Source organism: Paenibacillus sp. P22 (genome assembly GCF_000469945.2).
Taxonomy (GTDB): Bacteria; Bacillota; Bacilli; order Paenibacillales; family Paenibacillaceae; genus Paenibacillus_O; species Paenibacillus_O humicus.
Map to the genome: position 1 here is coordinate 12,800 of NZ_CBRA020000070.1, position 13,816 is coordinate 26,615.

12 protein-coding genes and 1 pseudogene are annotated in these 13,816 nt (G+C 59.8%); 11 read left to right on the forward strand and 2 right to left on the reverse strand.

The genetic code is table 11. The features are described from left to right. The first annotated feature begins 134 nt into the window (after positions 1–134). From BN871_RS11355 to BN871_RS11370, 5 genes are all read left to right on the forward strand, one after another. Complete coding sequence (locus BN871_RS11355) at positions 135–1,550, forward strand: FAD-linked oxidase C-terminal domain-containing protein (protein WP_048746076.1); 1,416 nt, start codon at positions 135–137, stop codon at positions 1,548–1,550. Between the two features lie 55 nt (positions 1,551–1,605). Then, positions 1,606–2,976 (forward strand): (Fe-S)-binding protein, encoded by a 1,371-nt coding sequence (locus BN871_RS11360; RefSeq protein ID WP_048746077.1) that lies wholly within the window; start codon positions 1,606–1,608, stop codon positions 2,974–2,976. Positions 2,977–3,447: 471 nt separating this feature from the next. Next, a complete protein-coding gene (locus BN871_RS11365) occupies positions 3,448–4,026 on the forward strand; it encodes a TMEM175 family protein (RefSeq protein ID WP_048746044.1) in 579 nt (192 codons plus the stop codon). Positions 4,027–4,538: 512 nt separating this feature from the next. Beyond that, positions 4,539–4,766, forward strand: a complete 228-nt coding sequence (locus BN871_RS26815; protein WP_198158037.1) for a GNAT family N-acetyltransferase — start codon at positions 4,539–4,541, stop codon at positions 4,764–4,766. 126 nt (positions 4,767–4,892) lie between these two features. Beyond that, positions 4,893–5,333 (forward strand): N-acetyltransferase, encoded by a 441-nt coding sequence (locus BN871_RS11370; protein ID WP_021880991.1) that lies wholly within the window; start codon positions 4,893–4,895, stop codon positions 5,331–5,333. 130 nt (positions 5,334–5,463) lie between these two features. Here the strand turns inward: BN871_RS11370 and BN871_RS11375 are convergent, their stop codons facing one another. Next, positions 5,464–7,239, reverse strand: a complete 1,776-nt coding sequence (locus tag BN871_RS11375; RefSeq protein WP_048746045.1) for a proline--tRNA ligase — start codon at positions 7,237–7,239, stop codon at positions 5,464–5,466. Positions 7,240–7,845: 606 nt separating this feature from the next. Here BN871_RS11375 and BN871_RS11380 point away from each other — a divergent pair. The 4 genes and pseudogenes from BN871_RS11380 to msrA all read left to right on the forward strand — a co-directional run bounded on the left by BN871_RS11380 (position 7,846) and on the right by msrA (position 11,371). Then, entirely contained in the window at positions 7,846–8,322 is a 477-nt protein-coding gene (locus tag BN871_RS11380) for a DUF6843 domain-containing protein (protein ID WP_048746047.1), read from the forward strand. A gap of 5 nt (positions 8,323–8,327) precedes the next feature. Then, positions 8,328–8,522 (forward strand): hypothetical protein, encoded by a 195-nt coding sequence (locus BN871_RS11385; protein WP_048746048.1) that lies wholly within the window; start codon positions 8,328–8,330, stop codon positions 8,520–8,522. Positions 8,523–8,636: 114 nt separating this feature from the next. Beyond that, positions 8,637–10,254, forward strand: a pseudogene (locus tag BN871_RS11390) (gamma-glutamyltransferase family protein). Between the two features lie 163 nt (positions 10,255–10,417). Continuing rightward, positions 10,418–11,371, forward strand: coding sequence for a peptide-methionine (S)-S-oxide reductase MsrA (msrA, locus tag BN871_RS11395; protein WP_269745423.1), 954 nt, complete (start codon positions 10,418–10,420; stop codon positions 11,369–11,371). A gap of 1 nt (position 11,372) precedes the next feature. Here the strand turns inward: msrA and BN871_RS11400 are convergent, their stop codons facing one another. Then, complete coding sequence (locus BN871_RS11400; protein WP_048746050.1) at positions 11,373–11,612, reverse strand: hypothetical protein; 240 nt, start codon at positions 11,610–11,612, stop codon at positions 11,373–11,375. A 281-nt stretch (positions 11,613–11,893) separates the two neighbouring features. Here BN871_RS11400 and BN871_RS11405 point away from each other — a divergent pair, with 281 nt between their 5' ends. Both BN871_RS11405 and BN871_RS11410 read left to right on the forward strand, forming a co-directional pair. Next, positions 11,894–12,226, forward strand: a complete 333-nt coding sequence (locus tag BN871_RS11405) for a helix-turn-helix transcriptional regulator (RefSeq protein WP_048746052.1) — start codon at positions 11,894–11,896, stop codon at positions 12,224–12,226. Between the two features lie 109 nt (positions 12,227–12,335). Next, positions 12,336–13,448, forward strand: a complete 1,113-nt coding sequence (locus BN871_RS11410; RefSeq protein WP_048746054.1) for an NADH:flavin oxidoreductase — start codon at positions 12,336–12,338, stop codon at positions 13,446–13,448. Positions 13,449–13,816 lie beyond the last annotated feature (368 nt).

Sequence of the window (13,816 nt, forward strand, 5' to 3'; positions counted from 1 at the left end):
CATTCTATACAATGAAATCAGTATAGCATATAATGAGTTCCAAAGTCATCAGATGACCTGATGATCTAAAGGGCATATCCGTATGTCTGCGCGGGTGAACGTAAGCTTTCTACAGATGGGAAGGGGAAATGATCATGCTGGATCCGGCCATGGCGAGACGGCTGCGGGATATCGTAGGAGAGAAGCATTTCAGGGACGATCCGGAGGCGAGAGTCGCTCATTCCTATGACGGCACGCCCATGCTCCAGAGCTTGCCGGACGGCGTCATTTATCCGGACTCGACCGCTCAGGTGTCCGGGATCATGAAGGTTCTTGCAGAGTACCGCGTACCGGTCGTGTCTCGAGGCTCGGGCTCCAACCTGTGCGGAGGCACGGTCCCCTTGCAGGGCGGCATCGTCATGGTCATGCACCGGATGAACCGGCTGCTGGAGGTCGACATGGACAATCTGACGGCAACGGTGCAGCCGGGCATGATCACCGCCGCGTTCACCGAGCATATCGAATCGCTCGGGCTGTTCTACCCGCCGGATCCGAGCAGCATGAAGATCTCGACGATCGGCGGCAACATCAGCGAGTGCTCGGGCGGCCTGCGCGGGCTGAAATACGGAACGACCAAGGATTACGTGCTCGGTCTCGAAGCGGTCCTGGCCAATGGAGAAATTCTTCGCACCGGCGGCAAGCTCATGAAGGATGTGGCCGGCTACGATTTGACGAAGCTGCTCGTCGGCTCGGAGGGCACGCTGGCCATCATTACGGAAGCGACCTTGAAGCTCGTGCCTCCGCCCGCCGGCAAAAAGACGATGCTCGCGATGTACAAGGACCTGTACGGCGCAGCCCGGACCGTCTCTCGGATCATCGAGAATAAGATCATCCCGGCCACGCTGGAAATTCTCGACAACCCGACGATCCGGGTCGTCGACGATTTCGCCCATCTGGGATTGCCGCGGGATATGGAAGCGATTCTGCTGATCGAGCAGGACGGCGATCCCGAGGCGGTCGAGCGGGATATGGAAGCCATAAGGCTCATCTGCGAAGCCGAGAAGGCCGACCGGGTCGAAGTCGCCCAGACTCGCGAGGAGGCGGAAAAGCTAGTTGCGGCAAGGCGCAGCGCGTTCACGGCGCTGGCAAGGCTGCGTCCGACGACGATTCTCGAGGATGCGACCGTTCCCCGCTCCCGCATCGCGGACATGGTGCTGCGCATCCGGGAGATCGCGGACAAGTACGGCGTGTCCATCGCAACCTTCGGGCATGCGGGAGACGGCAATCTTCACCCGACCGCAACGACCGACGCCAGGGACACGGAGGAGGTCCACCGGGTCGAACAGGCTTTCGCGGAAATATTTGAAGCGGCCATCGAGCTTGGCGGCACCATTACCGGCGAGCATGGGGTCGGGGCCGTGAAGGCGCCGTTCCTGGAATGGAAGGTCGGGGCGAGCGGCATCGCCGTCATGAAAGGCATCAAGGATGCGTTCGACCCGCATCATCTGCTCAATCCCGGCAAGATGTTCGCCGGAGAAACTCGCAAAAGGGTGGTGATCGACCGTGGCTGATGGAATCCATGGAGGCCTCGGATTGGCGGTACAGCCGCATTCGGGACCGGGAAGCCTGCTCGGCAAGCCGGATGTGCGGCATGCCAATCCGGTGTCGAGAACGGTGCTGGCCAAGCTGGACTACGACCAGCTGACCAACTGCATGCGCTGCGGCTTCTGCCTGCCTGCTTGTCCGACATTCCGCGAGACGGGGCTTGAGCCGGAGTCGCCCCGCGGCCGGATCGCGCTCATGAAGGCCGTCGCCGACGGCATCATGGAGCCCGACAAGGCGTTCGCCGAGCAGATGAACCATTGTCTCGGCTGCCGGGCTTGCGAGCCGGCCTGTCCTGCCGACGTCAAATACGGGCAGCTGCTGGAGCAAGCCAGGGACGCGATCGAGGACCACGCGCAGCACAGCCTGCCGGCGAAGGGCGCTCGGAGGCTGTTCTTCAAGGATGTGCTGCCGCATCGCTCCCGCTTGAAGTGGCTCGGACGCTCGCTCTCCTTCTATCAGAAATCCGGTCTCCGGCAGGTGGCTCGCGGAACGGGCATCATGAAGCTGTTCCCGGCGGCCATGCGGGAGATGGAGCAGATTCTTCCCGATGCTTCCGGGAAAGGCGTCGTAGACCGCATCGGCACGGTCGTTCCAGCCAAGGGCGAGCCGATCGCACGCGTCGCCCTTTTCCGGGGCTGCATCATGGACGTGCTGTTCAGCGAGACGAATGTCCGCACGGCGGAGCTGCTGGCTGAGGCCGGCTTCGAGGTCGTCATCCCGGACAATCAGGTGTGCTGCGGAGCCTTGCATGCTCACAGCGGAGAGCTGGATCAGGCGAGAGGGCTTGCCCGGTCCAACCTGGACGCCTTCCGGGATGCGGGCATCCAGCATATCGTCTCCAACGCCGGCGGCTGCGGCGCGCAGCTGGCGGAATACGGCCATCTGATGCATGGAGATGAGCAGTATGCAGAGCTGGCCGTCGAGTTCGCTTCCCGCGTCGTCGATGTCAGCCAGCTGCTGCTCAGCAGCGACAGGCTGCCGGCCTTTACGGAGCAGAGCGGCAGCGTACGTGTCACTTACCAGGACTCCTGCCATCTCCGCAACGGAATGAGATCCTCGGGAGCACCGAGGCAGCTGATCCGCCAGGTTGCTGGCGCCTCCTTCGCCGAGATGAAGGAAGCCGACCGCTGCTGCGGCTCTGCGGGCATCTACAACGTCACGCAGCCGGAGATGGCGGGGCAGATTCTGGAGCACAAGATGGAGCATGCCAACGCTACCGGCGCGGCCTATCTGCTCACGAGCAATCCCGGCTGCCTGCTGCAGATGAAGCTCGGGGTGCAGAAGCACGGGGACCCGGCTGCGATGAAGGTCATGCATGTCGTCGATTTCCTGCACGAGCGCATGGGAGAGCCGGCAAGCCTCTCTGCGGCAGGGAAGCAAGGATGGCTTTAAGGCACGGAGGTAGTCTTGCATAAAGGCAGGTACCGACAGATAGCCCGCTTCCGACTAGTCGGAAGCGGGCTTGTTTAAAGTTCCACGGACGCACAGGGAGAAATGAAGCCCTCAAAAACGCATGGAGAGTAAGGGGCCGAGGATGCTCCTCGTTCGCCTTGAAGGAGCTTGAATTGCATCCAGCTCATTTGCAGTCATAAGGTATCGCGGCGGGCTTCAGCCGCTTTGCTTGCGGGGGTTCAAATCTTGCGGTTAAATTAAAATGGACACAAGAATAGAGGGAGCGGGATCATAAACCAAACCCGCTATTTCAGGTGTCCTAGATGAGCGGATCACGCCAACGTCTCATCCGTACAATGTGCACACGGTCATCGTACGCCAGAAGAAGAGGAGCGGGTTAAAGCCATTTAATTAATGTAGAGTAATAAAGGCTCTCCCAAAAGCGAGAGGAGAGAAAAAGGAGGAGATATTCTGAAAGCGAATCGGATGGAAGCGTTCAGCGACGGCGTTTTGGCGATCATCATTACGATCATGGTACTGGAATTTAAATTGCCGGAAGGCCATGACTGGTCTGCTCTGATCGAACTTGGTCCTAAATTTCTCAGCTACATCTTCAGTTTCATCTACATCGGCATTTACTGGAACAATCATCATCATTTGCTTCATATGGTAAGAACGATGAACGGACGTTTGATGTGGCTCAACTTGCTGCTTCTATTCTGGCTATCCCTTGTGCCTTTCACGACAGCCTGGATGGGGGAAAGCCATTTTGCCGCCACCCCAACCGCACTGTACGGTACTATTCTTCTCCTAGCGGCGCTCTCGTACTGGCTGCTTCAGCGCGCCATTATTAACCAGCATTCCGGCGATCTCTCCTTCATCATGGCGATGGGCAGAGACTGGAAGGGGAAATTATCTCCCTTGCTCTACTTGATAGCGGTCTTGACCGCGTATGCGAGTCCTTGGATATCCGGCATCTTCTTCGTACTCGTTGCGGTGATCTGGTTCGTACCCGATAAGCGTATCGAGCATGTGCTGAGAGGCCAGTAAGTAAAAAGCCAGCCCTCCTTACCCTCTTCTCAGCGCTGCTCGGGCGACCATGTCTCCCCTGCAACTTCTGATCGTGCTCTTCGGCTGCATTCCCGTGCATTTCGTGGAAAGGGCGACGGCCTGGCGCACGTCCAATCTTCCGGCATGCCGCGTTTCACCGTCCCATTCGCCGATTATAAAACATCTAAGCCGCAGCCTATTGCTTGTGGCTTCTTTTCATGCTGATGCACCACACGCTGTGAACCGGATCACGTTTTATGCATTCGATATATGCGGAGATGCAGAATGTAGAAATCTTAGATTTAAGCTCATTGATAAACATACGGTGTTAATACTAGATGTTATAAGTACAGATTATATACACGATTGCATGGCCGTTTCTGTGGCAGCAGCTGATCGAAAAATTTTGAACAGGGAGGAAGTCAATCATGCTGTTTCGAAAAGCGGTTCCAGCCGATATCATGGGTTGCTGCTGATGATGGAGTGGTTGTATCGACAGCATGTTTTTGCTTATGCCGATTCGCCGATTTGAAAATCCTTCCGGATTGGTTGCGTATATGACGAATGTCTTCACAGTCCCAGTCTACCGTCGCCAAGGCATAGGATCCAAGCTTGTTCATGAAGCGGCAGAAGATTTGAAGATACAAGGAATAAGAAAAATCCTGCTGCATTCGTCTGATATGGCTAACCCGATGGATGAAAGTCTTGGTATTGCTAAGGGAAGAACTGCATGTCAATAAATATTTGAAGCTAGCATGTTCTCAAGTCTATTGCCTTTACTATCTCTAAATAGTAGATTTGTACGTTTAACCTATCTCTGAACGAGTGTATTTAGGAGCTGCTATTCGTCCAAGGAGGATCAAAAAATGGAATGCCGAACGGAAGTTTCGCTGGCTGGGAACCCGGAGTTCTATGACTTTCTGACCGCCAAGCTGAAGGAGTTCAACAACGAGCAATCCTTCCATCATCGGGAGAAGAGGAAGGAAGGGGCCATTCAGCCGCTGCATATCATGCTCAAGGACGACGAAGGGAGCTGGAGAGGCGGGCTGACTGCCCAGGTGCTCTGGGGATGGCTGGAGATCGGGTATTTCTGGCTGGAGGAGGAATTCAGGGGTCGAGGAACCGGCTCAGGGCTGCTCGCTCAAGCCGAGGAGCTGGCCAGGCAGATGGGAGCGGTCAGATCGAAGGTGACGACATTCTCTTTCCAGGCGAGAGAGTTCTACGAGAGGTACGGATACGAGGTCGTAGGCGAGATCGAGGACTATCCTCCCGGCAGCTCCTATTACTTCCTGGTCAAAAAGCTGTAGGCACGGCAAAAAGGCAGACCTTGACGGCTGCCTTTTTTCGTTTGTCCTTTGTCGTCTTGTTCTTGTTTCGGGATCGATTCGGTCCAGATGTCTGCCAGCCGGTCAGGCTGGAAGCGGCCAACTCCCGGAACTAGCTTCCAGTCCGCAGGGCTTGCACCATCTCCAGCACCCGCTGCGCCGCTTCTTCCGCGGCCAGGCTTGCCTTGTCCGCGCTGCCGCGCCGGACAAACTCCACCCTGCCGTCCGCCGCATCGCGGCCGACGACGATGCGTGCCGGAATGCCGATGAGATCGGCATCCTTGAACTTGACGCCGGGCCGCTCGTCGCGGTCGTCGACGAGCACCTCCGCGCCGGCCTCCTCCAAGCGGAGGCGCAGCTTGTGCGCGAGAGCCATCTGGACTTCGTCCTTGACCGACACCGGAATGACATGGACGTGGAACGGAGCCAGCGCCGCCGGCCACACAATGCCGTTCTCGTCATGGGATTGCTCCACCGCTGCGGACAGAAGGCGCGAGACGCCGATGCCATAGCAGCCCATGATCATCGGATGCGTTTTGCCGTCGGCGTCGAGGAAGGTAGCCCCCAGCTTCTCGCTGTATTTTGTGCCGAGCTTGAATACTTGGCCCATCTCGATGCCGCGATGGAACAGGAGCGCGCCTTCCCGGCATTTCGGGCAAAGGTCGCCTGCCTGCGCGTTGCGGAAATCGCCGACAACCGCTGCCCTTAGATGCCTTCCCGCATGAACGCCGCGGATATGGAAGTCCTCTTCGTTCGCGCCGGCGATTCCGTCCGTTACAGCAGCCGCGTCATGATCGGCATAGACGGGAATATCCAGTCCGAGAGGACCGGCGAATCCTACGGGAGCGCCCGTCGTCATCATGACCTCGTCAGCCTCGGCAAGCGAGATGGAATCCGCTCCAAGGAAATTCTTGACCTTGAGCTCGTTGATCTCATGGTCGCCGCGGACGACGACGGCTACGATGCTTCCGTCGGCCTCGAACAGCACGGTTTTGAGAATCTGCGAGGGAGGCAGCTCCAGAAAAGCGGTCAGCTGTCCGATCGTTCGAACGCCGGGCGTATGGATTTTTTCGGGCTCCGAGGCAAGGGCCGCGGGTGCCGGTTCATCCTTGTGGCTGCTGTCGTTCCCGAATAGACGGCCCGGCTCCGCATCGTTCGCCGACTTCCGTCCTGGCTCGGCTTTCTCGAGATTGGCGGCATACCCGCAGCAGGTGCAGGAAGCGATCGTATCCTCTCCGATGGAGGCAAGAGCCATGAATTCATGCGTGCCTCCGTCGCCGCCGATCGTTCCGGCATCGGCTTCGACGGGGCGGAAGGTCAAGCCGAGACGGCTGAAGATCCGGTTGTACGCCTCGAACATCGTTTGATAGGAATGGTCCAGCCCCTCTTGGGTCGTATCGAAGGAATAGGCATCCTTCATCAGGAACTCCCTCCCGCGCAGCAGTCCGAACCGGGGGCGGCGCTCGTCCCGGAACTTGGTCTGAATCTGATAGACCGTCAGCGGAAGCCTCCGATATGAGGATACCTCATCCCGCACGAGAGAGGTGACGACCTCCTCATGCGTCGGACCGAGCGCGAACTCCCGGTCATGGCGGTCGCGCATGCGCATCAGCTCCGGACCGTAAGCGTCATAACGGCCGGACTCCCGCCACAGCTCCGTCGGCTGGAGCGCGGGCAGAAGAACCTCCTGGGCGCCGGCCTTTTCCATTTCCTCCCGGATGATCTGCTCGGCCTTGCGGAGAACTTTGCGTCCCAGCGGCAAATAAGAGTAGATGCCGGCGGCGGTCTGCCGGATGAAGCCTGCCCGCAGCAGCAGCCGGTGGCTGGCAGCCTCGGCTTCGCCGGGAGTGTCGCGCAGGGTGGACAGAAGCAGCTTGCTTTGAAGCATGAAATACCCCTCCTTGGGTGATGTACCTATTCGTCAAAGGATGAATGGGCCGGATAAAACAAATAAGATGCATTCGTCAACGGATGAATGGGCCGCATAAAACAAAAAAGACCCATTCGTCAAAGGATGAATGGGCCGCATAAAACAAATAAGACCCATTCGTCAACGGATGAATGGGCCGCATAAAACAAATAAGACGCATTCGTCCAGGGACGAATGCGTCGCGGTACCACCCTGAGTTCGGCTCCGGCCGGACTGGCGGCAGGAAGCCCTTGAGACGGATAACGGCAGGAAGCCGGCGCCGGGCCTGCGGACAGGCACGGGATGCAGCTCGCAAGGTGGGGATGCCGGGGTTCGATGCGGGAAACCTTGCAGCCTGGGGGTTTCCTCTCTGGACGGCGAACGGCGGGGCATGCTGGCCTTGGTCACAGCAGATGCGGATATCGGGTTTTTTCCACCATATCGGAAACCGGTTGCAAGGTCAAGAAGAGAACGCGGGAACGCGGAAGCCATGCGCGGCAAATTGAAGCCGAAACAACTATGGCGGTCAAGGCGTCTAACAACTAATCGATGAAATAACGCTTGAAACGGAAAGGATGCCGCGGCATGAGCAGCAGCTTGAAGAAAAACAGGTCCCTGCTGGGGGCGCTGACGGTGATATCGGTCTTATTGCTCCTGTATCTGCTCCTGTTCAAGCCCGCTTCCGGACATCGCTACATCGTTCCGGAAGGGTATGCAGGCTGGGTGGTCGTCGTCTTCGGCCAGCAGGGCAGCGCGCCTCTGGAACGCAAGGACGGGGACTACGTCTATCCCATCGACTCGACCGGATGGCTGCGGACATCCAGCCCGATGAAGCCTGGAAGCGTGAAGCTTTATTACAGGTCTGCCGACGGCAGCGTCAAGCCCGCTCCAGCCGGCGCCGCACTCGTCAACGGCGGGGGAACGCATGGAGGCTCGCGTTCGGAAGCGGGCGGGGAGCAGGTCGAGCTGCCCACAGTCGTCGACTTCTACGTCGGAACGGAAGAACAGTACGAGCAGCGGACAAGCGAATCGCCGCGTGCCGAAGCATGGAGGAGGCCGTGAGCGGAATGGATGCATCCTTTGCCTGGGTAGCCGTCCCGGTTTTCGTCGCCGGTGTCGGGCTTTTATTCGTCCGTAGAAGGAAATTCGGAAGCTGGAGTGGAAAAGGGTTGGGGATGATGCTGATCCTGTTTTCGATCCTGGCGCTGCTGGCGGCCGTTCTGCTAGCCGGTTCCGACGATATTCACAATTACGGGCATTAGCCTGAACATCAAGGGGACACGCCCCCCAGCCAACCGCATTAACGACTGCACACGTAGAAAATCGGCTTTGCAGCCGAACATCTTGCATTCCACCCAGGAGGCTTACCCATCGCCATGACCTTCGATCCGCTCTATCATCCGCATCCTTCCTATCGTCTTCCCACGTACTCGCGCAATGGAATGGTCGCCACCTCGCAGCCGCTCGCCGCTCAGGCCGGCCTCGATATATTGAAAAAGGGCGGCAACGCCATCGACGCCGCGATCGCGGCAGCTGCGGCGCTGACGGTCGTGGAGCCTTGCTCCAACGGCATCGGCGGCGACGCCTTCGCCCTGGTGTGGACGGAAGGCCGCCTGCATGGCCTGAACAGCAGCGGCCCGGCTCCGGCTTCGATCTCCATCGACGCCGTGAAGGAGCGGGGCCACTCGGAGATGCCGAAGTTCGGCGCCATCCCCGTCACCGTGCCGGGAGCGCCGGCCGCATGGGGCGAGCTGTCGCGCCGCTTCGGCAAGCTGCCGCTGATCGAGGCGCTGGAGCCTGCGATCCGCTACGCGGAGGAAGGCTTCCCGGTGTCCCCGACCGCGGCTTATTACTGGGAGCGCGCCGCCCGCACTCTACCGGGAGAGGCTGCCTCAGAATACAGCCCGCTCCTGGTACGATACGTTCGCTCCGGGCGGCAGGACTCCGGCGGCGGGCGAGCTGTGGCGCTCGCCTGGACATGCCCGGGCGTTGGCCTCGATCGGCGAGTCGGGCGCCGACAGCTTTTATCGCGGAGAGCTCGCGGAAGCCATTGCAGCTTATGTGCGCGGCGAAGGCGGATTTCTGACCGCGGAGGATCTCGCCGCATTCCGGCCGGAATGGGTGGACCCCATCCATGTGAACTACCGCGGCTACGAGGTGTGGGAAATGCCGCCGAACGGCCAGGGGCTGATCGCGCTGCTGGCGCTCAACATTTTGGGCGGAATGGAGTTCGCTCCGGACAGCCTGCTCGCTCCGGGGGCTCTGCACCGCCAGATCGAGGCGATGAAGCTCGCATTTTCCGACGGCCTCAAGTTCATTACCGATCCGGCCCATATGAATATCACGGTCCAGGATCTGCTGTCGGCTTCCTACGGGGATCTGCGCCGGGGAATGATCGGTCCGCAGGCTCGGATGCCGGAGGCGGGCGAGCCGTCCTCGGGAGGCACCGTCTATCTGGCGGCCGCCGACGCCGAAGGCAATATGGTCTCCTTCATCCAGAGCAACTACATGGGCTTCGGCTCCGGCCTCGTCGTGCCGGGAACCGGCATCGCGCTGCAGAACCGCGGCAGCGACTTCTCGCTGGATCCTGCCCATGCCAACGCGCTTCAGCCCGGTAAAAAAACGTACCATACGATCATCCCGGGCTTCCTGACCCGCGGCGGGGAGGCGGTCGGACCGTTCGGCGTCATGGGCGGCTACATGCAGCCGCAGGGCCATGTCCAGGCCGTCATGAACATGGTCGACTTCGCCCTGCATCCGCAGGCCGCGCTCGACACGCCGCGCTGGCAGTGGCATAAGGATCTGTCGGTTTCCCTGGAGCCGCATTTCCCGCTGGCGGCCGCCCAGGCGCTGGAGAGGATGGGCCACCGGATCACGCTGGAGTCCGGCTTCGGCTCCTTCGGCCGGGGGCAGATCATCCTGCGCGATCCGGCAAGCGGCGTGCTGTGCGGAGGCACCGATTTCCGCACCGACGGCACCGTGGCGGGCTGGTAGCCCGTACCGGAGTCATGCCGTATAAGCGGCGCTAGACGGATCAAGAGGGGGGGCAAGAGCGTTGAGCCAAGAAGGAAAGCCGGAAGCCGTCGGCAGCCAGGGAGGCGGCGAAGCCGCATGTACGGAGAGGAAGAGCACAACCGCCTCTGTCCCTGCATCCGGCCTGAAGCAGGCGACCTTCGCGGGCGGCTGCTTCTGGTGCATGGTGCAGCCATTCGAGGATCTGCCCGGCATCGAGTCGATCCTGTCGGGCTACACCGGCGGGCATGCGGACCATCCGACCTACGATGCCGTCGCTTCGGAGACGACCGGGCATGCGGAAGCGGTCCGGATCGTATACGACCCGGATCTGTTCCCGTATGAACGGCTGCTGGACATCTTCTGGCAGCAGATCGATCCGACCGACGCGGGCGGCCAGTTCCAGGACCGGGGCGCCTCGTACCGGACGGCGATTTTCTATCATGACGGCGCGCAGCGGCGGCTCGCCGAGGCATCCCGCCGGGAGCTGCAGTCGAGCCGCCGCTTCAAGGGCCGGATCGTGACGGAAATCGTGCCGGCCGGCCCTTTCTATCCGGCGGAAGAGGAGCATCAGAATTACCACCGCAAGAGCTTCGGCCATTACCGGCTGTACCGGCAGGCCTCGGGGAGAGACGAGCATGCCGCCAAGCATTGGCCTGCCCTGCTGCCCGACGGGGAGCTGCGAAGACGGCTCAGCCCGCTGCAGTACGAGGTCGTCCGCCATGGCGCGCAGGAGCCTCCGTATGACAATCCGTATTGGAACAACAAGGAAGACGGCATCTATGTCGATGCCGTCGGAGGCGATCCTTTATTTTCGACGATGGATCAGTTCGACGCAGGGGATGGCTGGCCGGCATTCCGCAGGCCTTTGCACGAAGGGCTGCTGCGGCGCGAAGCGGATCTGTCGACGACGCCGCCCCGGATCCGGCTCAAGGCAAGGCTGAGCGGAGCTTGTCTCGGCCACCTGCTCGGCGAAACGGGCAGCAGGCAGGGAGGGCATTACCGGATCTTCTCCGCCGCGCTTCGGTTCATTCCCAAGGAAGAGCTGGCCTCGCAAGGTTACGCCGGCCGGCCCGCACTGTGGAGCCGGGGCTCTTGAATCAGGCGTAGTTCAAAGGACTGCCCTCTCCGGCCTTTTCCTGAAGATGCGGAGCCCAAGCCTGGTCGAGCGTGCGTGTCATGACAAGGCGAAGCACGAATTTGCCCAGCTCGTCGAAGCTCAGACGCTTCAGCCCGGCGATGAAGTCGTCGGTCAGGACGGAATCGTCCAGCACCTCCTTTACCACTTCAATAACCGTATGCACACGTGCTGTATGTTCAAGTTCATCGATGGATCTCATAAACGGGAATTCCCCCTTAGCGAATATAAGGCCGGCTTGCATGGACAGGCCTGGCCTTGCGGAATTGGCGAATGATGGCAGCCCCTCCGCCCGTCAAATTTTAGCACGGCGAAGCAAGCGACAAGCGCAGTCTGAATAAATACTAATGTGGTTATCATTTTTCTCATGGGCCGTGGCAGTCCGGCAAAGCGACGATGGGATCGCAAGGAAGGTTCATTCTTCTTCGGCGTATTCTTCTGTTATAATAGAGGCAAACTACCGGGTAGAAATGGGTGTGAGCGATGAACCAAGACGATAAGCTTGCCGTGCTGAAAGCTCTCTCCAACGAGACTCGCCTGAATATTCTCTGCTGGCTCAGGGAGCCTGAGAAGCAGTTCAGCGCCCAGCCCTGCGAGGTTCAGAATGAATTTCCGGGCAGCGTCTGCGTAGGCAGCATCCAGGAAAAGGCCGGGCTGACCCAGTCCGTCATCTCCTCTTATCTGTCCTCCATGCAAAAGGCGGGTCTGCTGGAATCTCGCCGTTACGGCCAATGGACGTACTACAGGCGCAACGAGCAGGGAATCGAGAATTTCCTGGCCGGTTTCGCGTCGGATCTTCAGGGTAAAGAGAACTGAAGCGCTCAAGCTCGGCACAGGGCTTGCATTTCATCGAGTTAATCTATATATTCATGATTGTAGATATATAAGGCATCCTATACCGCATCACACAGGAGGAGAGACCAAGATGACTCTGTCCAAAACCGCAGCAGCGCTTTTCCAGCCTTTCGAAGGCGGCAAGCTGAACCTAGATACGCGGATCGTAATGGCCCCTATGACCCGCGGCTTCTCGCCGAAAGGCGTTCCCGGCCCTGACGTGGCCGGTTATTACCGTCGCCGTGCCGAGCACAGCGTCGGCTTGATCATCACCGAAGGAACGGTCATCAACCATCCGGCGGCCGCCGCCGACCGCGACGTGCCCCACTTCTATGGGGAGGAAGCGCTGGCAGGCTGGGAGCGCGTCGTCCGCGAGGTGCATGAAGCCGGCGGCAGGATCATTCCGCAAATCTGGCATGTGGGCACCGCCCGCGAGAGGGAGAAGTTCCCGGAGTCCGACGCTGCCCCGATCGGCCCTTCCGGCCTCAGCCTCACCGGCCAGCCCGTGTCGGAGCCGCTGACGACGGAAGAAATCCGCGGGCTTGTGCAAGGCTACGCCCAAGCGGCCGCCGACGCCAAGCGCATCGGCTTTGACGGCGTGGAGATCCATGGAGCGCACGGCTATCTGATCGACCAGTTCTTCTGGGAGACGACGAACAAGCGCACCGACGAATACGGCGGCGATATGGTCGGACGCACCCGCTTCGCGGTCGAAGTCATCGAGGCGGTCCGCGCGGCGGTCGGTCCTGACTTCCCGATCGTGTTCCGCTTCTCGCAGTGGAAGCCGGTGGACTATGCGGCCAAGCTCGCTCCGACTCCGGAGGATCTCGAGAAGTTCCTCGCCCCGCTGTCCGCTGCCGGCGTCGATATCTTCCACTGCTCCACGCGCCGCTTCTGGGAGCCGGAGTTCGAAGGCTCCGACCTGAACCTGGCGGGCTGGACCAAGAAAATTACCGGCAAGCCTACGATTACGGTCGGCTCTGTCGGCCTCGACTCCGAGTTCACCAGCCTGTTCGCTGAAGGCAAAGGCGGGGAGGCGCAAGGAATCGACAGCCTGATCGAGCGCTTCGAGAAGGGCGAGTTCGACCTCGTCGCCGTCGGCCGCGCGCTGCTGGGAGATCCGGCATGGGCGGAGAAAATTCGCGGCGGCCGCACGGATGAGCTGCAGACGTTCACGAAGGAAGCTTTGGGTTCGCTCAGCTAAAGGCCTGCAGAAGAACCATTCCGCAGTCATAAAAATTCAAAGAAGCTTCATCCCGCATCGGCGGGATGAAGCTTTTTATCCTTTTCGGACTCTTTTTCCGCCGGCCATTTGTCGACCGTGACGGCTTCCCGCCGGCCGGCCGCTTCCATGCCGGAATGGCCGGACATGAACGCTCAGGCAGACCGGAATTCTGCTTTCGGCAGCTGATTTCTCCTTGCTCCCGCGCAACTTGCCCCCCTTTTCCATCGTTTCCATTGGAGATTGAGGGCCGGTTTTCCGCCTTTTTATAGGCAATCCGGCTGCTGCCGGATAGAGGTTTTTTATTGGCTTCCCTATCTGCGCCTATCAAACGAATACGAGGAGAAGTA